The organism is Gordonia sp. YY1, from assembly GCF_009872315.1.
Lineage (GTDB): Bacteria > Actinomycetota > Actinomycetes > Mycobacteriales > Mycobacteriaceae > Gordonia > Gordonia amicalis.
Genome location: NZ_WXYI01000016.1, coordinates 1 through 20,558, shown reverse-complemented (window position 1 = coordinate 20,558; position 20,558 = coordinate 1). Strand labels below are relative to the sequence as shown.

Here is a 20,558-nt window from a genome sequence, read left to right as displayed (position 1 = left end):
ATGGAGCGGGGCGATTCCGGTGGCGGAACCGCACGGATCCGCCCCATCATCCGCGCGGAACGGCGAACGACTGCCACCCGTGCAGATCGGGCCCGTCCGGTCCGCCGACGCGCCGGCCGTCGACCCACACCTCTGGTGTCGGCGAAGAGGCCTCCCGGACCGACCCGATCACCGTCCAGCCCTCGGGCACGGACGTGACGTCGAAGGCGGCGAGAAGGTGGTGATCCTCACCCCCGGTCAGCACCCATTCGTCCACCTCGACACCGAGTTCCGTGGCCAGTGGCGCCAGATCGGGACGCCGTGGCACCGCGTCGGCCTCGACGGCCATCGCCAACTGCGCGGCACGCGACATGGTGATCAGTTCTTCGACGAGCCCGTCGGAGATGTCCGTCATCGCATGCGCTCCGGCCGCGGCCGCGACGGGCCCCTGGCTCAGGTCGGGCATCGGAACACGATGCAGAGCAACGACTTCGGACCACAGTGACTCGTCGATGCCCGGCGTCGACAACACCGCGAGACCGGCTGCACTGGCGCCCAGCGGACCACTCACCGCGAGGACATCGCCGCTGCGGGCACCGCCCAGCGAGACCGGCCGGCGACCTTCGAGCGCCCCGACGGCGGTGACGCTCACCACCACCTGTTCCGCTGCGACCAGGTCACCACCGAGAACCCGTGCGCCCAGGGCATGTGCGGCGCCCACGACTCCGTCGTTGAGGTCGAGGACGACGCTCACGGGAGTAGCGGACGGGCAGGCGATGGACACGACGAGCCCGGTCGTCCGGCCGCCCATCGCGGCGACGTCGGCCGAACTCTGGACCACCGCCCGCGCCCCGACCTGCTGCGGCGTCGACCAGTCGAACCGGAAATGCCGTCCTTCGACGACCGTGTCGGTGCTGATCACCGCCGACCCACCGATCTCGAGGACGGCCGCGTCGTCGCCCGAGCCGATCACGATGTCGTCGGCGGGTCCGGCCGCGGTCGCCGCTGCGGTGAGCGCGGCGATCACCGCCCGCTCACCGATCTCCCCCACGGTGTCGGGGTCGACAGAATCGGTGTGGTCGGTGTCGACAATGTCGGTGTGATCGGTGTCGACAGTGTCGAGGCGCTCGGTGCCGACGTCGTCGGAGGTCACTTGTCCGGTCTCACTCTCGTCGGGTCCCCGTCGAGTCGCGCGCGAACGGGATTGTCGGTGACAATGTGTGCCACAGTGTATTGGGCTCACGGCGAACGGTGTTCGCCGCGCAGCGCCCACTGCCGCCGGATTCGACCCCGTGTCGGCGATGGGGGCACAAACGGAGAGGATGCCCGTGGTTCAGGCGTACATACTGATCCAGACCGAGGTCGGTCGGGCCGCCCTCGCGGCGGCGACCATCGCCGAGATCTCGGGGGTCGCCTCATCCGAAGAGGTCAGCGGACCTTATGACGTGATCGTCCGGGTGGATGCCGCCGATGCCACGCAGCTCACCGAGAGTGTGGTTCCCCAGATCCAGAAGGTCGCCGGGATCACCCGCACCTTGACCTGCCCGGTGGTCGGCCACACCCGCTGAATCGGGTTTGCCGGTCCCGGCTTCGGCCAGGACGCGGCCGGCTCCTAGTGTGGTGGCGTGACGTCAGCAGGTTCGGATGACACCCCGCAGGATCCCGAGAACGACAAGGCGGACGACCCGGCGGCCGGTGACCTTGCCGGCCCGGAGGACCCTGCGGTCGACGAGCGGTATGGTGCCGGCTCCCGCCTGAGTCCTGCGCTCATCGCGACTCTCGTCGCCATCCCGGTGATGGTGATCGCGGGCTTCATCGCTTTCGCCGCGTTGCGGCCCGAGACGGTGAACCCCGTCGAGTCATACGCCTCGGACGGCAGCGCGTCTGCGGACTGCACGCGTCTGCTCGACGCGGCGCCCCAGCGGTTCGAAGGATTCGGCGACAAGGAGATCTCCGGGGACCGCGCGACCTGGCCCGCGGAAGCGTCCGGCGACGACCTGACGCTGCGCTGCGGCGTGACGCGGCCGGCCGAGCTGTCCCCGACGAGCAACCTGCAGGAGATCCACGCGGCCGGCCGGGCCGGTGTGCAGTGGTTCATCACCGACACCGTCGACGGTTCCGGACAGGCCTACGTGAGCGTCGATCATCGTCCCTACGTCGCACTGTGGGTTCCGTCCAATGCCGGGAACGGTCCGATCACCGACATCTCGGGCCTCATCGACCAGACGCTCGAACGCGGTCCGCTCGACTTCGGCTGACTCTTCAGGTCAGTCCCGGTAGATCTCCGGCTTGGCGCTGCGGCCGAGCAGGGAGTTGATCGCGTCGGCGACCGATTGCCCGTCATGGCACACCTTGTGCACCGCGTCGGTCAGCGGCATCGGCACCTGGTGCTTCTCGGCGAGCGCGCGCACCGACGAACACGACTTCACACCCTCGGCGACCTGTCCGTTGGTGGCCGCCTGGGCTTCGGCCATCGTCGCGCCCTCGCCGAGTCGGGCTCCGAAGGTCCGGTTCCGGGACAGCGGCGACGAGCAGGTCGCGACCAGATCGCCGACTCCTGCCAGCCCGGCCAGGGTCTCGATCTGTGCGCCGACGGCCACCCCGAGACGGATGGTCTCCGCAAGGCCGCGCGTGATGATCGTGGCGAGCGTGTTCTGACCGAATCCGACTCCGCTCGCGATGCCGCAGGCGAGCGCGATCACGTTCTTGGCCGAGCCACCGATCTCGCAGCCGATGACGTCTGTGTTGGTGTACGGCCGGAAGTAGCGGGTGCTGAATGCGCTCTGCAGGGTGACGGCGCGGGACTCGTCGACGCATGCGATGACGGTCGCCGCCGGCTGCCCCTCGGCGACCTCATGCGCGAGGTTGGGTCCGGTGAGCACGGCAATCCGGTCATCGGCGACGCCGGTGACCTCGGCGATGACCTCACTCATCCGCAACAGCGTGCTGGTCTCGATGCCCTTGGCCAGCGACACGAGCGATGCGTCGGAACCGATGTGCGGGGTCCACTGCGTCAGGTTCTCCCGCAGGGATTGCGACGGCACGCCGCACACGACGATGTCGGCACCTGTCAGTGCGTCCACCGCGTCACTGGTGGCCGTCAGCTCGCCGGGCAACGTGATGTCCGACAGATAATTCGGGTTCACGTGTTCGGAGTTGATCGCATCCGCCAGTTCCGGGCGTCGTGCCCAGATGATCGTCTCGGTTCCCGCATCCACGAGGACTTTCGCCACCGCCGTACCCCAGGAACCAGCACCCATGACCGCCGCGCGCACCGCACTCCTCCTGCCCCGGGTCCGTCTCTTCGGACCGAACGACTACCTGCCCACCCTAATGCCACGCACCGGCTGACCGACCCGGAATGTCACCCACCATCGCGCGGTGCACCATGATGGTCAGCATGGACCACAGCGCCGTCGACATGAGCGTCGACCTCAGCGCCGCCACGGGGAGCCCCGCGGCCGGCGGGGCGACTGTCGCGGCCGTGCTGGCCGTCAAGAGTCTCCAGCGCGCGAAGTCGAGGCTGGTGGCCACGCTGTCGGCCGCCACCGGCCACGACGAACCGACCACGCGGGGCTCTCTTGTCCTGGCGATGTTTCTCGACACCGTCGAGGCCCTTCGAGGTGCCGGCGTCTCGAGAGTGGTGGTCGTCAGTCCGGACGACGAGGTACTTGCCGCGGCGCGACGGGCGGGCACGCACGGACTACCCGAGGTGGACTCGCCCACCGCCGGTTCGGGCCTCAACAGCGCCTTCGGCCACGGTGCGCGGTGGGCCCGTGAGACATGGCCGGATTCGACGCGGCTGGTGTTCGTGCAGGCCGACCTGCCGGCCGCTACCAGCGATTCGCTGCGCGCGGTCCTGCGGGAGGCGCCGGCACACCGTCTCAGCTTCCTGACCGACCGCGACGGTACCGGCACGGTTCTCCTGCACGGCAATCTCCTCCCCGACGAGACCGGCGCTCTCGACGACGCACCTCGATTCGGCCCGGGTTCGGCGGCTGCGCACCGGGCTGCCGGCGCCGTCGAACTCGACCCCGCACACACCCGGTGGATCGACCTGCGCACAGACGTCGACACCGCAACCGATCTCGTCGCCGCACGCGCACTCGGCATCGGCCCCCACACCGCCGAGGCTCTGCGTCGTCTGTGACTGCCGCATGACTTCGCTTGTCGTGTGACGGCGACAGGGACATCGTGCCGTGGACGACGGGGTTCACGGGTCCTGCTCATGCCACGGGCTCCGAGTATGGGTCATCATTGATGGGTGAGCCCTGCCGACGACACCTCATCGACGACCGCCACGGTCACGACCACGCCGATCCCCAATGCCCCGCCGGCCGCAACGCTCGTCCCCGACGAGTCCGCGGACCTGCCCGACGATCGGTATCTCAACCGAGAATTGAGTTGGCTCGACTTCAACTCCCGGGTGCTGGCACTCGCCGAGGACACCTCGCTGCCGTTGCTCGAACGCGCGAAGTTCCTCGCCATCTTCGCCTCCAACCTCGATGAGTTCTTCATGGTCCGGGTCGCGGGCCTCAAACGCCGCGACGAGACGGGCCTGTCGGTCCGATCGGCAGACGGACTCTCCCCGCGGGAGCAGCTGATGCGCATCGCCGGGCGGACCCAGAGCATCGCCGACCGTCACGCCCGCGTCTTCCTCGACTCGGTCCGACCGGCGTTGGCCGACAACGACATCTATGTCGTGTCCTGGTCACAGCTCACCGATGACCAGCGCGCCCGGATGGTCGACTACTTCCAGGACGAGGTCTTCCCCGTCCTCACCCCGCTCGCTGTCGACCCGGCTCACCCGTTCCCGTACATCAGTGGCCTGTCGCTGAATCTCGCGGTGACCGTCAAGGACATCAACGAGAGCGGCGAGCACTTCGCCCGAGTGAAGGTCCCGGACAACGTGAACCGCTTCATCCGGGTCGATCAGCTTGCGCCCTACCGCGGCCCGGACGACGGGACGCACACGAAGAGCGCGGTGTTCCTGCCGATGGAACATCTCATCGCGGCCAATCTCGGCACGTTGTTCCCGGGCATGGAAGTAGTTGAACATCATGCCTTCCGGATCACCCGAAACGCCGATTTCGAGGTCGAGGAGGACCGCGACGAGGATCTCCTGCAGGCCCTCGAGCGTGAACTCGCCCGACGCCGATTCGGTTCACCGGTGCGGCTCGAGGTCGCCGACGACATGAGCGAGCACATGCTCGAGCTGTTGCTGCGAGAGCTCGACGTCAACCCGGCCGATGTCATCCAGGTGCCCGGTCTGCTCGATCTCTCATCGCTTTTCGAGATCTACGACCTGGATCGGCCGCATCTGAAGGATCGTCCGTTCGTGCCGGCAACCCATCCGGCGTTCGGCGAGCGCGAGACACCCAAGAGTGTCTTCTCGACGTTGCGCGAGGGCGACGTCCTCGTTCATCACCCGTACGATTCGTTCTCCACGAGCGTGCAACGCTTCATCGAACAGGCGGCGGCCGACCCACAGGTTCTCGCGATCAAGCAGACCCTCTACCGCACCTCGGGTGATTCCCCGATCGTCAATGCGCTCATCGATGCCGCCGAGGCGGGCAAACAGGTCGTGGCGCTGGTGGAGATCAAGGCACGCTTCGACGAGCAGGCCAACATCAAGTGGGCGCGCAAACTCGAGCAGGCCGGTGTCCACGTCGTCTATGGACTGGTGGGGCTCAAGACGCACTGCAAGACCTGTCTGGTGGTCCGCCGCGAGGGTTCGACGATCAAGCGCTACTGCCACATCGGTACCGGCAACTACAACCCGAAGACCGCGCGGCTGTACGAGGACGTGGGCCTGCTCACCGCCGCCCCCGACATCGGCGCGGACCTGACGGACCTGTTCAACACACTGACCGGGTATTCACGCAAGAAGGAGTACCGCAACATCCTCGTTGCCCCCCAGGGCATCCGGGCGGGCATCATCGAGCGCATCCACCGCGAGATCGAACTCTTCCGCGCGGGCGACGACCGCGCTCGCGTGCAGCTCAAGGCCAATGCGTTGGTCGACGAGCAGGTGATCGACGCGCTGTACCGGGCCTCGCAGGAAGGGGTCCCGGTCGATGTCGTGGTCCGCGGGATCAGCGCTCTGCGTCCGGGGATTGCCGGCGTCAGCGACAACATCCACGTCCGGTCGATCCTCGGCCAGTTCCTCGAACATTCCCGCATCCTGCATTTCGGTGCCCAGAACGAGTATTGGATCGGCAGCGCCGACATGATGCATCGCAACCTGGATCGTCGGATCGAGGTGATGGTGAACGTGCGCGACAAGCGCCTCGCCGGTGAACTCGGCGACATCTTCGCCTCGGCGCTCGACCCGCGCACGCGATGCTGGGTCCTGCAGACCGACGGCAGTTGGGTGGCCTCCCCTGCCGCGGGCGAGGAGGTCCGCGACCATCAGCGACAGATGATGCGCCGCAATCGTCGTCGGCCGGAGATCAATTCGTGACCGGCTCCGCCTTGACGCCGCATCCGGGCAGCGATTCCCGATGACGAAGACGGTGCCTCGGAAAAGTGTGTGGGCCGCCGGCGCCGTCGTCTGGCGGCCGGGTACGTCGGGCTCCACCGCTCCGGACGACATGGAGATCGCCGTTGTCCATCGGCCGCGCTACGACGACTGGACCATCCCCAAGGGGAAGGGTGAGCCGGGCGAGACCCTGGTCGACACCGCGGTCCGTGAGATCGCCGAGGAGACGGGACAACACGTCGTCCTCGGACGGCACCTCGGCGATGTTCACTATGACCTCGGGTCGGGGCGCAAGCATGTGCGCTACTGGTCCGCGCGAGGCGACAACGGTGCGTTCACCCCCGACGACGAGGTCGACGAATTACGCTGGCTCACGGTCGAGAAAGCGCGAAAGACGCTGAGCTACGACCTGGATCGCGAGATCCTGCGCGAGTTCACGCGACTGCCGGCCGATCTGCACACGTTGCTGCTGGTGCGCCACGCCAAGGCGGGAAGGCGCTCTGCTTACAGAGGTGACGACCGCCTCCGCCCGCTCGACGCCCTCGGACGAACCCAGGCAGCGGCGCTTGTCCCGCTGCTGCTGGCCTTCGGTGCGCAACGGATCCACTCCGCGGATCGAGTGCGCTGCGAGCAGACACTGGAGCCGCTACGTTCCCGTCTCGGTGTCGAGTCCCGCAGCGAGCCGGACCTCTCCGAGGAGGTTTATCGCGCGGATCCGACCGCGGCACAACGCCGAATCCGGGAGCTCGCGTCCGAAATGCCGGACACCCTGGCGGTGTGCAGTCAGGGCAAGGTGATCCCACCGCTGATGGACTGGTGGGCCGAGCACGACGGCATCACCCTGCCGAAGGCCTCGAACCGCAAGGGCAGCGTGTGGGTGTGCTCGCTCCACGACGGCCGGCTCGTGGCGGCCGATCACATCGCGAGTCCGCTTCCGTCCGACTGAGAGTCCCTCCGAACACAGATCAACCCCTGGTGGGGAAGTCACCAGGGGTTGATCTGAAAAACGGTGTGCCCTACCGGGCCGGTCTTCAGCGGCGCGTCGACTTCTTGGCCGGAGCCTTCTTCGCCGCAGTCTTCTTGGCCGGAGCCTTCTTGGCTGCGGTCTTCTTGGCCGGAGCAGCCTTCTTGGCCGGAGCAGCCTTCTTCGCCGCGGTCGTGGTCTTCTTGGCCGGCGCGGTCTTCTTGGCCGCCGTGGTCTTCTTTGCCGCGGTGGTCTTCTTGGCCGCCGTGGTCTTGGCCGGAGCCTTCTTGGCCGCGGTCTTCTTGGCCGGAGCCTTCTTGGCTGCGGTCTTCTTGGCCGGAGCAGCCTTCTTGGCCGCCGTGGTGCCGCTGCCGCGCTTCACAGCCGGACCGGTGGCGGCGAGCTTCTGCTTGCCGGCCACGACGGCCTTGAACTGAGCACCCGGACGGAACGCGGGAACCGAAGTAGCACGGACCTTCACGGTCTCGCCGGTGCGCGGATTGCGAGCGACGCGCGGCGCACGCTTCCGCTTCTCGAAAACACCGAAGCCGGTGATCGTCACGCTCTCGCCCTTGTTGACCGCGCGAACGATCGTGTCGACGACGAGCTCGACGGCTTCAGTCGCAGTCTTGCGATCCGCGTCGAGCTTCTTGGTCAGCTCATCAATGAGCTCCGCCTTGTTCATGAGTACCTCCGCAAGCTGATCTGACCGGTTTTCGGCCAGCTACCCACACACGGTAAACGTCGAATTTGAAAACGTCCATCTTCCACGCCAATTAGGACGCCGTGTTGCGAAATCGCATAGCAGCTCACAGGGTCTCCGCGTCGCGGGACCCGGCCGTCCGCGCGGCCTCGAGAGGGGTCTCCGGTCAGTCCGCGAGAGTCCTCGGTTTGAACGACGGACGCTTCGACTCGTACTCGGAAATCGCGTCTACCTGCCGCAACGTCAATCCGATGTCGTCGAGACCCTCGATCAGGCGCCACCTGGTGTAGTCATCAATTGCCAACGGCACCACGAGGTCTCCTGCCGTGACGCTCTTATCGACAAGGCTCACCGTGATTTCCATCCCGGGGCTCTCCTCGAGTCGCTTCCACAGCAACTCGACGTCGGACTGCTCGACCTGGGCGGCGACCAGTCCGGCCTTGCCGGCATTCCCGCGGAAGATGTCGGCGAACCGGGACGAGATCACCACGCGGAACCCGAAATCGGACAGCGCCCATACCGCGTGCTCGCGCGAGGAACCGGTGCCGAAGTCCGGCCCGGCGACCAGAACGGAGCCGTTGCTCCACGGCTCGTTGTTGAGGATGAAGTCCGGGTCGGTGCGCCACCCGGCGAAGAGACCGTCCTCAAAGCCAGTGCGGGTCACCCGCTTCAGGTATTCGGCCGGGATGATCTGGTCGGTGTCGACGTTGCTGCGGCGCAGCGGGACGCCAATGCCCGTGTGTTCGGTGAACGGCTGCATGATGAAAGTCCCTGTTCGGAAGTTGTCTGGAATGTGGTCTGGGGGTTACTCAACCGAGATCGGCCGGAGCGGACAGCGTCCCGCGGATCGCGGTGGCGGCCGCGACGGCCGGTGACACCAGGTGGGTGCGTCCGCCCTTGCCCTGCCGCCCTTCGAAATTGCGGTTCGACGTCGAGGCGCACCGCTCACCGGGCGCGAGCTGATCCGGGTTCATCCCCAGACACATCGAGCATCCGGCCTGTCGCCATTCGGCGCCGGCGTTCAGGAAGACCTCCCCGAGGCCCTCTTCCTCGGCCTGGGCGCGCACGCGCATCGAACCGGGCACGATGAGCATCCGCATGCCGTCGGCGATCTTGCGGCCCTTGAGGATGTCGGCGACCGCGCGCAGGTCCTCGATGCGACCGTTGGTGCACGATCCGACGAACACCGTGTCGACCTTGATGTCACGCAACGGCGTACCCGGCTGGAGATCCATGTACTCGAGGGCCTTCGACGCGGCGCTCGATGCGACCTCGTCACCGAAGTCGGCGGGGTCCGGGACGGTCGCTCCCAGCGGCGCACCCTGCCCCGGGTTGGTCCCCCAGGTGACGAACGGGGTCAACTCGCCGGCGTCGATGTGGACCTCGGCGTCGAAGACGGCGTCGTCGTCGGTGCGCAGGCTGTCCCAATACTCAACAGCCGCATCCCATTCGGCACCCTTCGGAGCGTGCGGACGACCCTTGAGGAACTCGTAGGTGACCTCGTCGGGAGCGATCATGCCGGCGCGGGCGCCCGCTTCGATCGACATGTTGCACACGGTCATCCGCGCTTCCATCGACAGGTTGCGGATCGCCTCGCCGCGGTACTCGAGGACGTAGCCCTGTCCACCGCCGGTGCCGATCTTCGCGATGATCGCCAGGATCAGGTCCTTGGCCGTGACACCGGGGGGCAGTTGGCCGTCGACGTTGATCGCCATCGTCTTGAACGGGCGCAGCGAAAGGGTCTGCGTCGCGAGGACGTGCTCCACCTCGCTGGTGCCGATCCCCATGGCGATCGCACCGAAAGCACCGTGGGTGGCCGTGTGGCTGTCACCGCACACCACGGTCATTCCGGGCTGGGTCAGACCCAGCTGCGGACCGACCACGTGCACGATGCCCTGCTCGGCGTCTCCCATCGGGTGCAGCCGGATACCGAACTCCTCGCAGTTCTTGCGCAGGGTCTCGACCTGGGTGCGCGACACCGGATCGGCGATCGGCTTGTCGATGTCGACCGTAGGGACGTTGTGATCCTCGGTGGCGATCGTCAGGTCGGGGCGTCGCACGGGGCGTCTCGCCAGTCGGAGGCCGTCGAAGGCCTGCGGACTGGTGACCTCGTGGACGAGATGGAGGTCGATGTAGATCAGGTCCGGATTGTTGTTTCCGGACGCATCGGCCTCTCCGGGCACGACAACGTGGTCGCGCCAGACCTTCTCGGCAAGAGTTAGCGGCTGGGCTGGGCTGTTGCTCATGGCTGCACTCGATATCTTCTCGGGTTCGGCGGACGGTGCGCGCTCAGCTCGCGCTGAAACGTGCATCTCACTATTTGGACAGCTAGTATCGTCCTATGGGACAGGATAGCGCATCCGCGGTCAGCAGCGGAATCGGCGTACTCGACAAATCCGTGGCGGTACTCCACGCCATCGCCGAGGCCCCGTGCAATCTCTCGGAGTTGTGTGGGCGCACCGGACTTCCGCGCGCCACCGCACACCGGCTCGCGGTCGGCCTCGAGACCCATCGCTTCCTCGCACGAGACATCACCGGACGCTGGCAACCGGGGCCGGCGCTGGGCGAACTCGCCGCCTCCGCCCATGATCCCGTGACCGAGTCCGCGTTGATGGTCCTTCCCCGACTCCGTGACATCACCGGCGAATCCGTCCAGGTCTACCGCCGCGAAGGTGCCGAACGTGTGTGCGTGGCCGCGATGGAACCGCCCACCGGCCTGCGCGACACCGTGCCCGTCGGAACACGCTTCCCGATGAGCGCCGGCTCCGCAGCCAAGGTCCTGCTCGCCTGGGCCGACCCGGCAACGCAGCGCGCGCTGCTGCACGACAGCGTGTTCAGCGAGCGAGCCCTGCACGAGATCCGACGCCGCGGCTGGGCCCAGAGTGCCGGCGAACGCGCGGCGGGCGTGGCGAGCGTCTCGGCGCCCGTGCGCGACGGTAATGGTGACGTCGTCGCCGCGATCTCGGTCTCCGGCCCCATCGACCGCATGGGTCGTCGGCCGGGTGCCCGCTGGGCCGCCGATCTCCTCGCCGCCGCCGACGCGATCCACAAGCGGCTGCAGACCTCCCGCGCCTGACCCGCCGCCGCCGGCGTTCCCGGCGTGACCGTTCCGCGCAGCGGACCGGTCGGATAGCTTCGTCACATGGGAGTCAACCAACGCAACCAGATCGTCATGTCCGACGCCGAGATCGAGGAATTCGTCGCGCGCAGCCGCACGGCCACCCTCGCCACCACGGGCCCCGACGGTGGCATCCACCTCGTCGCCATGTGGTACAGGGTCGTCGACGGCGAGATCTGGTTCGAGACGAAGTCGAAGTCGCAGAAGGCGGTCAACCTCCGCCGCAACAACCGCTGCACCGTGATGATCGAGGACGGCGACACCTACGACACGCTGCGGGGCGTGAGCTTCGAGGGGACCGCCGAGATCCTCGACGACCCCGATTCCTGCCTGAAGGTCGGGATCAGCGTCTGGGAGCGCTACACGGCGCCCTACACCGAGGAATCACGCCCCTTCGTCGAGCAGATGATGCACAAGCGTGTGGCCGTCCGCCTGGTGCCCACACGAACCCGTTCGTGGGATCACCGCAAGCTCGGCATCCCGGAGATGCCGGCGTCGGGAAGCACCGCCCAGTTCCTGTGAATCCGCCCACCCGATAGGCGGATCCCCCTCGCCCGTGTCGCGATGTGATCATCGCAACACGGGCGAGATCGTCTGCACCACAAAGAAAAACACCCTCCCTCTGCAGTGCAGAGAGAGGGTGTTTCTGTAGCCCCGACGGGATTCGAACCCGCGCTACCGCCTTGAGAGGGCGGCGTCCTAGGCCGCTAGACGACGGGGCCTTGGAACTTTGTTGCGATCAAGACCTTAGCACGGTCTCGAACTCATTCAGTTCGCTGGGGTACCAGGACTCGAACCTAGAATGGCTGAACCAGAATCAGCTGTGTTGCCAATTACACCATACCCCACGGACTTCCCTTTTCCCTGAGGAAAAGTGCCGAGAAAGACAATAGCAAAGGGTTACCGGAAGTCCACAAACGTGCAGCTCAGAGGCCTATTTCGCAGCGATCTCACGAGCCGCGGCCAGACGGGCGAGGGTCTTGTCGCGACCCAGGATCTCCATCGACTCGAAGAGCGGCGGACTCACCTGCGAACCGGTGACGGCGACGCGCACCGGACCGAACGCCTTACGTGGCTTGAGCTCCATACCGTCGACCAGAGCCGCGTTGAGGGCGTCCTGCAGCTCCTGGGTGGTCCAGGACGTCAACGGCTCGATGGCGGCGATGGCGGCGTCGAGAACGGCCACTGCGTCGGCTCCCAGGTTCTTGCTCGCGGCTTTCTCGTCGATCGTGAACTCATCGTCGGACACGTAGACGAACTTGATGAGGTCCCAGGCGTCGGCGAGTACCTGGATGCGCGTCTGCACGAGTTCGGCCAGTGCGGCGAATCTCACATCGTCGACCGGCTCCGACAGGTGTCCGTGACCGATCAGGAACTCCTTGAGGCGCGCGCTGAAGTCACCGGTGTCGAGCCGGCGGATGTGCTCGGCGTTGATCGCGTCGGCCTTCTTCTGATCGAAGCGCGCCGGATTCGAATTCACCTGCCGCACATCGAAAGCGGCGATCATCTCGTCGAGCGAGAAGACATCGGTGTCGCTGGAGTAGCCCCAGCCGAGCAGCGCCAGGTAGTTGAGCAGACCTTCCGGGATGAATCCACGGTCGCGGTGATGGAAGAGGTTCGACTGCGGGTCGCGCTTGGACAGCTTCTTGTTGCCCTCGCCCATCACGAACGGGAGATGGCCGAACTCCGGGACGAACTCTGCGACGCCGATGCGGATGAGTGCCTCGTACAGCGCGAGCTGACGCGGCGTCGACGAGAGGAGATCTTCGCCACGCAGCACGTGGGTGATCTTCATCATGGCGTCGTCCACGGGATTGACCAGCGTGTACAGCGGGTCGCCCGACGCACGCGTCAGCGCGAAGTCCGGAACGGTGCCCGCCTTGATCGTCGTCGTACCGCGGACCAGGTCGTCCCAGGAGAGATCGGTGTCCGGCATCCGCAGGCGCACAACCGGTTTGCGGCCTTCGGCGCGGTAGGCCGCGCGCTGTTCGTCGGTGAGGTCGCGATCGAAGTTGTCGTAGCCCAACTTGGGATCACGTCCGGCCGCCTTGTGACGCGCCTCGACCTCCTCGGGGGTGGAGAACGCCTCGTAGGCCTCCCCTGCCTCGAGAAGGCGTGCGACGACGCCGGCGTGGATGTCACGACGCTCCGACTGACGGTAGGGACCGTAGGGTCCACCGACCTCGGGTCCCTCGTCCCAGTCCATTCCGAGCCACCGCAGGGCATCGAGGATGGCCAGGTAGGACTCCTCGCTGTCACGGGAGGAGTCGGTGTCCTCGATGCGGAACACGAAGGTTCCACCGTCATGACGCGCCTGGGCGAAGTTGAACAGCGCGGTCCGTACGAGTCCGACATGGGGTGTACCGGTCGGCGACGGACAGAATCGGACTCGTACGGCTTCACTACTGGTCATGACCGTCAGGGTATCGAAACCCCGTCGAGCCCTGACCGGCGCGTTCAGTCCCGGAAACGCCCGCAGAAGTCGACGAGGACGCGGTTCACCTCGGCCGGTTGTTCGAGATAGCCGAAATGCCCGGCACGTTCGATCTGTACGTACTCCGCACCCGGGATCGCCTCGGCCACCTCACGCGCGAGGTGGGGCGGCAACGTGCGATCGTCGGCGAACCCGACGACGAGTGTCGGGCGCGTGATGTTGCGATACGCTGAGAGTCGGTCCGACTCCTTGTTGTGGAGCTCGAGCTGAGCGCGCACCCCCGGGGTCACCGTCTGCGGCGAGAACCCGATGATGTCGAGCCAGTCCCGTGCGGAGCGGTCGTCGTCGAGCGTGTGCGGCGACAGGTTCAGATGAGCCGTGATCGCGGCCTCGTACTCCGGCGGCAGCTTGATCTTGTTGTCGTAGAGCGCACGCTCACCGGCCGAGATCGCTTCCTGCAGTGGCGTGTTGCGGCCGTAGGTGGCGATCAGAACAGCGGCCTTGACGACGTCGGGCCGCGCCAGGGCGAGTTCTTGGGTGATCCGGGCGCCCAACGAGGTTCCCACGACGATCGCCGGACCACGGCCGAGATGTTCGATCAGCGCGGCGGTGTCGGCCACCATGTCATCCAGGCCGAAACCCTCGGGACATTCCGATGACGGGGCGATGCCACGGTTGTCGAACGTGACGACGGTGTAGCCGGCCTTCACCAGTGCCGGTTCCTGATTGGCCTTCCACACGCGACCGGGACTGCCCGTGCCCATGACCATCACGACCAGCGGGCCGCTCCCGGCCACGCTGTAGGAGATGTCGATGCCGTTGACGCGTGCCGTATTGGGAGCTGTCATGCCTTGTCCACCACCGGGTTCGAGAGCGTGCCGATTCCGTTGACGGTCACCGAGACCCGCTGTCCGGCAACCATGGGTCCCACACCCTCGGGCGTGCCCGTGAGAATCACGTCGCCGGGGAGCAGGGTCATGATCCGTGTGATCCACTCGACGATCTCGCCGATGTCGTGCAGCATCAACGAGGTCCGCGTCCGCTGCTTGACCTCACCGTCGAGTTCGGTGACGAGTTCGACGTCGGAAGGGTCGAAGGAGGTCTCGATCCAGGGACCGAGCGGACAGAAGGTGTCGTAGCTCTTCCCGCGCGTCCACTGTCCATCGATCTTCTGCTGATCCCGGGCGGTCACGTCGTTGGCGATCGTGTAGCCGAGGATGACGTCCTTGGCCTGTGCGGCCTTGACATCCTTGCAGGGCCGGCCGATGACGACGGCGAGCTCACCTTCGTAGTCCACGCGTTCCGACGACGGCGGACGCACGATCGGGACCTCGGGTCCGATGATCGAGGTGTTCGGCTTGATGAAGATCACCGGGTCCGCGGGCGCCTCACCACCCATCTCGGCCGCGTGGGCGGCGTAGTTCTTGCCGATGCAGATCACCTTGCTGGCCAGGATCGGGGCCAGCACACGGACGTCGGCCATTTTCCAGGAACGTCCCGTGAACGTCGGGGTGCCGAACGGATGCTCGGCGATCTCCTTGGCGACGGCGTCGTCGCCCTCCCCTTCGACGGACACGAAAGCCACTCCGTCGGGACTCGCAATTCGACCTAAGCGCATGTCCAGACCCTATCGCACCGACCGATCCCATCCGTTGGGAGCCGAGTTGGCGGACCCGGCCAGCGGTTTTAGAATGTGAACAGTTTGTTCCATATTCTGAGATTCAGACGATGCGAATCCGCGTGTGCAACGAGAGAGGTGAGTTTCATGGATGACGCCAGAGTCATTTCCGACACCAGACGGTGGGTCATCCTCGGTTGTTCACTTCTCGCCGCGCTGACCACCACCTGCGTCGTCAGCGGCATCGCATATCTGATTCCCTCACTGCACACCGACGCCGGACTCACCCTGACCGAGGCGTCGACCCTGGCCGCCATTCCCACGATCGGCCTCACCACCGCGACCATCCTGTGGGGAATCCTGCTGGACCGCTATGGCGAACGCCGGATCCTGGCGATCTCCCTGTCGATCTCGCTGGCCGGCGCCACCGGCGCGGCCGTGGCCGCGGCCGTCGACGCGTCGTATGTCGTCGTCGGTGCGGCTCTCCTGGTGGGCGGGATCGGTTCCGGTGCCGCCAACGGGGCCAGCGGCCGAATCGTGGTGGGCTGGTTCCCCGCTCATCAACGTGGCACCGCGATGGGCATCCGCCAGATGGCGCAACCCCTGGGCATCGGCGTGTGCGCATTGACGATGCCGGTCGTCGCTGCGACCCAGGGACCCGCTGCGGCGCTGGCGATCCCGGCCGTGATCACGGCCGCGGGGCTGCTGGCCGTGCTCGTCGGGATCAGCGACCCGCCGCGGCGTGCGGCCCCGAGCGGAACCGGCGATGTTCCGGCCACCCGTCCAAACCCGTACCGCGGCAATTCGTTCCTCGCGCGCGTCCACGCCGTCAGCATGCTGCTCGTCATCCCGCAGTCGATGATGTGGACCTTCGTGCCCACCTGGCTGATCGTCGCGCACGACTGGTCACCGGCCGCTGCGGGCTTGCTGATCACCGTGACCCAGGTGATCGGCGCGTTCGGCCGGATCGCCGCGGGCCGATGGTCGGACGCGTGGCTGTCACGGATGCGCCCCGTTCGCATCATCGCCGTGACCGGGGTTGCCTCGATGTGCGCTCTCGCACTGGCGGATTGGTTCGACAGCCCGGTCGCTCCCGCGCTGATGGCGGTGGCGAGCATCATCTCGGTTGCCGACAACGGGCTGGCGTTCACCGCCATCGCCGAGTTCGCGGGTCCCGACTGGAGCGGGCGCGGACTCGCGGTACAGAACACCGGCCAGTTCCTGGTCACCGCCGCGACCACGCCCGTACTGGGTGCGCTGATCGCCGCTGCCGGTTTCCCGGCTGCATTCGCGGTCACCGCGCTCGCACCGCTGGTCGCCGCCGCCCTGGTCCCCAATGATCAGGATCTGCGGGTCGAGGAACTGGCCGAGGTCTGACCCGCCCCGCAAACACGGCGGATACAGATCATCCCACCACCCGGGTCGGGTGGTGGGATGATCTGTATCCGGTGGATCTGTGGCGATCCGCCAAACGTCTCAGCTGAGCCGTTGGCGGATGCGCTTGCCGACCTCGCTGGTGTTCACCGGTCCGCTGCGTTCGGCAAGGTCATCGGCGACGGCCTTCTCGATCCGTGCCGCGGCGTCGTTCTCGCCGAGATGCCGGAGAAGCAGCGCCGTCGACAGGATCGCCGCGGTCGGATCGGCCTTGCCCTGGCCGGCGATGTCGGGTGCCGAGCCGTGAACCGGTTCGAACATCGACGGATTCGCGCCGGTGGCATCGATGTTGCCCGACGCCGCGAGTCCGATGCCACCGCTGACGGCAGCCGCGATGTCGGTGATGATGTCGCCGAACAGGTTGTCGGTGACGATCACGTCGAAGCGGCCCGGATCGGTGACCAGGTAGATGGTCGCCGCGTCCACGTGGCAGTAATCGGTGGTGACGTCGGGGAATTCGGCGCCGATCTCCTCGACCGCGCGGCTCCACAACGATCCGGCGAAGCCGAGCACGTTGGTCTTGTGGACCAGGGTGAGCTTCTTACGACGCTGCTGCGCGCGCTGGAACGCGTTGCGCACCACACGTTCTACGCCGAAGCGGGTGTTGACGCTGACCTCCGTCGCCACCTCGTGCGGGGTGCCGACGCGGATCGCGCCGCCGTTGCCGGTGTAGGGCCCCTCGGTGCCTTCACGGACCACGACGAAGTCGATCTCCGGGTCGCCCGCCAGCGGCGAGGACACACCCGGGAACCGGCGCGACGGGCGCAGGTTCACATGGTGGTCCAGGGCGAAGCGCATGGTGAGCAAGAGACCGCGCTCGAGGATTCCGGGCGGCACCGACGGATCGCCGATGGCTCCCAACAGGATTGCGTCGTGACGACGCAGCGACTCGAGGTCGGCCTCGGTGAGGAGTTCACCGTTGCGGTGGTAGCGGCGAGCGCCGAGATCGAACTCGGTGGTGCTCACCGACGGGACGACGGACTCGAGGACGCCGAGCGCCTCCCCGATGACCTCAGGGCCGATGCCGTCGCCGGCGATGACGGCGAGCTTCACGACAGATCCACCTGGACGATCAGGGTGGCGCCCACGGCCGCACCGATGGCCTCGACGACCTCGTCGGCCAAGACGCTGCTCACGCGCAGCATCATGGTGGCGCCTCCACCCTCGACGTCCTGCGACAGGCCAGCCGCGAGGATGTCGACGCCGGCATCGCCGAGCAGGGTGCCGATCTTGCCGAGCGAACCGGGACGGTCGGCGTAGCTCACGATCAGGTTGTGGCCCTCGGCGCGGAGGTCGAAGTTGCGTCCGTTGATGTTGACGATCTTCTCGACGAGACGCGGCTCGGTGAGCGTGCCGGAGACGTTGTGGATCGAACCGTCGGCGAAGACGGCCTTGACGTCGACGACGCTGCGGTGGTTCGGGCTCTCCGGAGCGGTGGTCACCTCGCTGGTGACACCACGGCTCTCGGCGACGGCCGGGGCGTTGACGAAGGTGACCGGCTCGTCGAGGACGGCCGAGAACAGACCGCGCAGAGCAGAGAGTCCGAGCACCTCGACGTTCTTGGCGGCCAGTTCGCCGCGGACGTCGACGACCAGCGAGGTCGGCGGCTCCTTGCTGATGGCGCCGACGAGGACACCGGCCTTGCGGGCGACCTCGAGCCACGGTGCGACCTCTTCGTCGATGGCGCCGCCGGTGATGTTGACGGCGTCGGGCACGAAGTGACCGGCCAGGGCGAGACGCACGCTCTTGGCGACGTCGGTGCCGGCACGGTCCTGGGCCTCGCTGGTGGAGGCGCCGAGGTGCGGGGTCACGACGACCTGCGGGAGGTCGAACAGGGGCGAGTCGGTGCAGGGCTCGGTGGCGAAGACGTCGAGGCCGGCGGCGCGGACCTGACCGGAGTTGATGGCGTCGGCCAGTGCCTGCTCGTCGATCAGACCACCGCGGGCGGCGTTGACGATGACGACACCCTTCTTGGTGCGGGCGAGCTGCTCGGCGCCGATGAGGCCGAGGGTCTCCGGGGTCTTCGGCAGGTGCACGGTGATGAAGTCGGCGCGCTCGAGGAGCTCGTCGAGGCTGACCAGCTCGATGCCGAGCTGAGCGGCGCGGGCCGGCGACACGTAGGGGTCGTAGGCGATGATGTGGGTCTCGAAGGCGGCCAGACGGGCGGCGACCAGTTGGCCGATGCGTCCGAGACCGACGACGCCGACGGTCTTGTCGAAGATCTCGACACCGTTGAACGCCGAACGCTTCCAGGTCTTCTCACGCAGGGTGGCGTCAGCGGCCGGGATCTGGCGCGACGCCGACATCAGCAGCGCGATCGCGTGCTCGGCAGCGGTGTGGATGTTGGAGGTCGGCGCGTTGACGACCATGACACCGCGAGCGGTGGCGGCGGGGACGTCGACGTTGTCCAGACCGACACCGGCACGCGCGATGATCTTCAGCTTCTTGCCGGCGTCCAGGACCTCGGCGTCGACAGTCGTCGCGGAACGCACGAGGATGGCGTCGGCGTCGACGACGGCCTCGAGCAGCTTGGGACGGTCCGGGCCGTCGACCCACCGCACCTCGACACCGTCACCGAGTGCTTCCACGGTGGACGGCGCCAGTTTGTCGGCGATGAGTACAACCGGGCGGCCAGCAGAGCTCACAGTCTTTTCTCCAGGTTCGGGGCAGGTGCGATTTCTCACCTTTGGCGGGACGGAGCGTCGGAGACTCTCCGTACCACAGCTTAAAGGTCTGGTCGATGGCTCAGAACAGGCGGTCTACCCCAAAAGAGGAGTCGCCTCCGTGCGGCTGGGTAGAGTGTGACGAGCATTACGACACGCTGTTGCCTGCATCACGGAAGGGTTGCAAACCGACCGCGGGTCGATCCCACGCAGGAGCGAACGACGGTGGCTCCCGGTACGGTGTGTTTGACCGCCTGCCGCGATGAGTTGCGGCAGGCGTTTCGGCGCATTGCGAAATCAGAAGTGGAGAGCGGATGACGAAGAAGCTGACGGCACTGTTGGCGGTTTTGGCTGCGACGGTGCTGGCCGGCTGGGGAGCGGGCGTCGCGGTCGCGGCCCCGGCGAAGATCTTCCTCGGGGGCGGCTCAGGAATCCTGGTTCTCAAAGGTGGGAACTCGGCTGCGGCCTGCACCTTGACGACGATCGGCCGCTCGAAGACCGGCAAACTGATCGGCATCACCGCGGGCCACTGTGGCAACCCCGGCCAGAAGGTCTATTCGGAGACCTTCCAGGACCGTGGACAGGCCGGCACCATCACCTACTCGGCCTCCGACCTTGACATGGCGATCATCGAGATGGACGCCTCGCGCGTGGTGCCGCTCCGGACCGTCCGTGGCGTGACGATCCGATCGGTCGACACCCGGCCTATCGGCTTCCCCACCATTGCCTGCAAGGAAGGCCGCACCACCGGCAACACCTGCGGCATCGCCTGGTTCTCCGACGGCGACGTCCATCTGAGCCAGCTGTGCGTGATCGAGGGCGACTCCGGTAGCCCGGTCGTCGTCGGCGACCGCCTCGTCGGCATGGTGAACGCCTACTACTTCCTCGGCTGCTTCGGCCCGGAGACCGGTACGAACATCAAACCGATCCTCGACCGGGTGGCCTCGCTTCCCGACTACAAGGGATACCGCGTCGCCTGACGTCTGATCGAACTTCCCTCGCGACGCCCCGGGTTTCCACCCGGGGCGTCGCGCTTTCCCGGGGCCCTGCGCAAACCCACCCTTTTTCGGCATTTCCACCAGGCCGCCGCATCCTGTCAGGCTGTTTGTGAGACACCTGGCGGGGTGTGCGGGGATCGGAATGGGTGATGACTATCAGTGTCGA

The 20,558-nt window shown here is 66.8% G+C and carries 19 protein-coding genes and 2 tRNA genes; 9 read left to right on the top strand and 12 right to left on the bottom strand.

Features of this window, described 5'->3' with window-relative positions; genetic code table 11:
• Positions 1-46 precede the first annotated feature (46 nt).
• A complete protein-coding gene (locus BPODLACK_RS18245) occupies positions 47-1,072 on the bottom strand; it encodes a thiamine-phosphate kinase (protein ID WP_159405942.1) in 1,026 nt (341 codons plus the stop codon).
• A 229-nt stretch (positions 1,073-1,301) separates the two neighbouring features.
• On the opposite strand from BPODLACK_RS18245, the gene BPODLACK_RS18240 reads away from it, so the two are divergent.
• A complete protein-coding gene (locus tag BPODLACK_RS18240) occupies positions 1,302-1,547 on the top strand; it encodes an Lrp/AsnC ligand binding domain-containing protein (protein WP_159405890.1) in 246 nt (81 codons plus the stop codon).
• 57 nt (positions 1,548-1,604) lie between these two features.
• Entirely contained in the window at positions 1,605-2,237 is a 633-nt protein-coding gene (locus BPODLACK_RS18235) for a DUF3515 domain-containing protein (RefSeq protein ID WP_006434799.1), read from the top strand.
• A 9-nt stretch (positions 2,238-2,246) separates the two neighbouring features.
• Here the strand turns inward: BPODLACK_RS18235 and BPODLACK_RS18230 are convergent, their stop codons facing one another.
• Positions 2,247-3,254, bottom strand: a complete 1,008-nt coding sequence (locus BPODLACK_RS18230; RefSeq protein WP_159405889.1) for an NAD(P)H-dependent glycerol-3-phosphate dehydrogenase — start codon at positions 3,252-3,254, stop codon at positions 2,247-2,249.
• Between the two features lie 125 nt (positions 3,255-3,379).
• Between BPODLACK_RS18230 and cofC the strand changes: the two genes are divergently transcribed.
• The 3 genes from cofC (at position 3,380) to BPODLACK_RS18215 (ending at position 7,406) form a co-directional block, all read left to right on the top strand.
• Positions 3,380-4,129: a 2-phospho-L-lactate guanylyltransferase gene (cofC, locus tag BPODLACK_RS18225; protein ID WP_159405941.1), complete on the top strand. Its 750-nt coding sequence runs from the start codon at positions 3,380-3,382 to the stop codon at positions 4,127-4,129.
• A 114-nt stretch (positions 4,130-4,243) separates the two neighbouring features.
• Positions 4,244-6,442, top strand: a complete 2,199-nt coding sequence (locus tag BPODLACK_RS18220) for an RNA degradosome polyphosphate kinase (RefSeq protein WP_159405888.1) — start codon at positions 4,244-4,246, stop codon at positions 6,440-6,442.
• A 40-nt stretch (positions 6,443-6,482) separates the two neighbouring features.
• The gene (locus BPODLACK_RS18215; RefSeq protein WP_159405887.1) at positions 6,483-7,406 is read left to right on the top strand and encodes an NUDIX hydrolase; all 924 of its coding nucleotides are present in this window, start codon (positions 6,483-6,485) and stop codon (positions 7,404-7,406) included.
• An 85-nt stretch (positions 7,407-7,491) separates the two neighbouring features.
• Here the strand turns inward: BPODLACK_RS18215 and BPODLACK_RS18210 are convergent, their stop codons facing one another.
• The 3 genes from BPODLACK_RS18210 to leuC form a co-directional block, all read right to left on the bottom strand.
• Positions 7,492-8,109: an HU family DNA-binding protein gene (locus BPODLACK_RS18210; RefSeq protein WP_159405886.1), complete on the bottom strand. Its 618-nt coding sequence runs from the start codon at positions 8,107-8,109 to the stop codon at positions 7,492-7,494.
• A gap of 184 nt (positions 8,110-8,293) precedes the next feature.
• The gene (leuD, locus tag BPODLACK_RS18205) at positions 8,294-8,887 is read right to left on the bottom strand and encodes a 3-isopropylmalate dehydratase small subunit (protein WP_159405885.1); all 594 of its coding nucleotides are present in this window, start codon (positions 8,885-8,887) and stop codon (positions 8,294-8,296) included.
• 49 nt (positions 8,888-8,936) lie between these two features.
• Complete coding sequence (gene leuC / locus BPODLACK_RS18200; RefSeq protein ID WP_159405884.1) at positions 8,937-10,373, bottom strand: 3-isopropylmalate dehydratase large subunit; 1,437 nt, start codon at positions 10,371-10,373, stop codon at positions 8,937-8,939.
• A 95-nt stretch (positions 10,374-10,468) separates the two neighbouring features.
• Between leuC and BPODLACK_RS18195 the strand changes: the two genes are divergently transcribed.
• Together BPODLACK_RS18195 and BPODLACK_RS18190 are read left to right on the top strand one after the other, a co-directional pair.
• Entirely contained in the window at positions 10,469-11,203 is a 735-nt protein-coding gene (locus tag BPODLACK_RS18195) for an IclR family transcriptional regulator (protein WP_006434791.1), read from the top strand.
• 66 nt (positions 11,204-11,269) lie between these two features.
• Positions 11,270-11,767, top strand: a complete 498-nt coding sequence (locus tag BPODLACK_RS18190) for a PPOX class F420-dependent oxidoreductase (RefSeq protein ID WP_159405883.1) — start codon at positions 11,270-11,272, stop codon at positions 11,765-11,767.
• Between the two features lie 127 nt (positions 11,768-11,894).
• Here BPODLACK_RS18190 and BPODLACK_RS18185 read toward each other — a convergent pair.
• The 5 genes from BPODLACK_RS18185 to BPODLACK_RS18165 form a co-directional block, all read right to left on the bottom strand.
• A tRNA-Glu gene (locus BPODLACK_RS18185) sits at positions 11,895-11,967 on the bottom strand.
• Positions 11,968-12,021: 54 nt separating this feature from the next.
• Positions 12,022-12,093: transfer RNA gene (locus BPODLACK_RS18180), tRNA-Gln, on the bottom strand.
• 86 nt (positions 12,094-12,179) lie between these two features.
• Positions 12,180-13,658 (bottom strand): glutamate--tRNA ligase, encoded by a 1,479-nt coding sequence (gene gltX / locus BPODLACK_RS18175; protein ID WP_159405882.1) that lies wholly within the window; start codon positions 13,656-13,658, stop codon positions 12,180-12,182.
• Between the two features lie 44 nt (positions 13,659-13,702).
• Complete coding sequence (locus BPODLACK_RS18170) at positions 13,703-14,527, bottom strand: alpha/beta fold hydrolase (RefSeq protein ID WP_159405881.1); 825 nt, start codon at positions 14,525-14,527, stop codon at positions 13,703-13,705.
• The gene (locus tag BPODLACK_RS18165; protein ID WP_006434788.1) at positions 14,524-15,297 is read right to left on the bottom strand and encodes a fumarylacetoacetate hydrolase family protein; all 774 of its coding nucleotides are present in this window, start codon (positions 15,295-15,297) and stop codon (positions 14,524-14,526) included. Before BPODLACK_RS18165 ends, BPODLACK_RS18170 begins: the two co-directional genes overlap by 4 nt.
• A 138-nt stretch (positions 15,298-15,435) precedes the next feature.
• Between BPODLACK_RS18165 and BPODLACK_RS18160 the strand changes: the two genes are divergently transcribed.
• Positions 15,436-16,674, top strand: coding sequence for an MFS transporter (locus tag BPODLACK_RS18160; protein ID WP_223121894.1), 1,239 nt, complete (start codon positions 15,436-15,438; stop codon positions 16,672-16,674).
• Between the two features lie 99 nt (positions 16,675-16,773).
• Here BPODLACK_RS18160 and BPODLACK_RS18155 read toward each other — a convergent pair whose 3' ends face one another.
• On the bottom strand, positions 16,774-17,784 hold the full coding sequence (locus tag BPODLACK_RS18155; RefSeq protein WP_159405879.1) for a 3-isopropylmalate dehydrogenase: 1,011 nt from the start codon (positions 17,782-17,784) through the stop codon (positions 16,774-16,776).
• Positions 17,781-19,376, bottom strand: coding sequence for a phosphoglycerate dehydrogenase (gene serA / locus BPODLACK_RS18150; RefSeq protein ID WP_159405878.1), 1,596 nt, complete (start codon positions 19,374-19,376; stop codon positions 17,781-17,783). The genes BPODLACK_RS18155 and serA overlap by 4 nt, the downstream gene beginning before the upstream one ends.
• 332 nt (positions 19,377-19,708) lie before the next feature.
• On the opposite strand from serA, the gene BPODLACK_RS18145 reads away from it, so the two are divergent.
• Positions 19,709-20,374, top strand: a complete 666-nt coding sequence (locus BPODLACK_RS18145) for a trypsin-like peptidase domain-containing protein (protein WP_006434784.1) — start codon at positions 19,709-19,711, stop codon at positions 20,372-20,374.
• Positions 20,375-20,558: the final 184 nt, after the last annotated feature.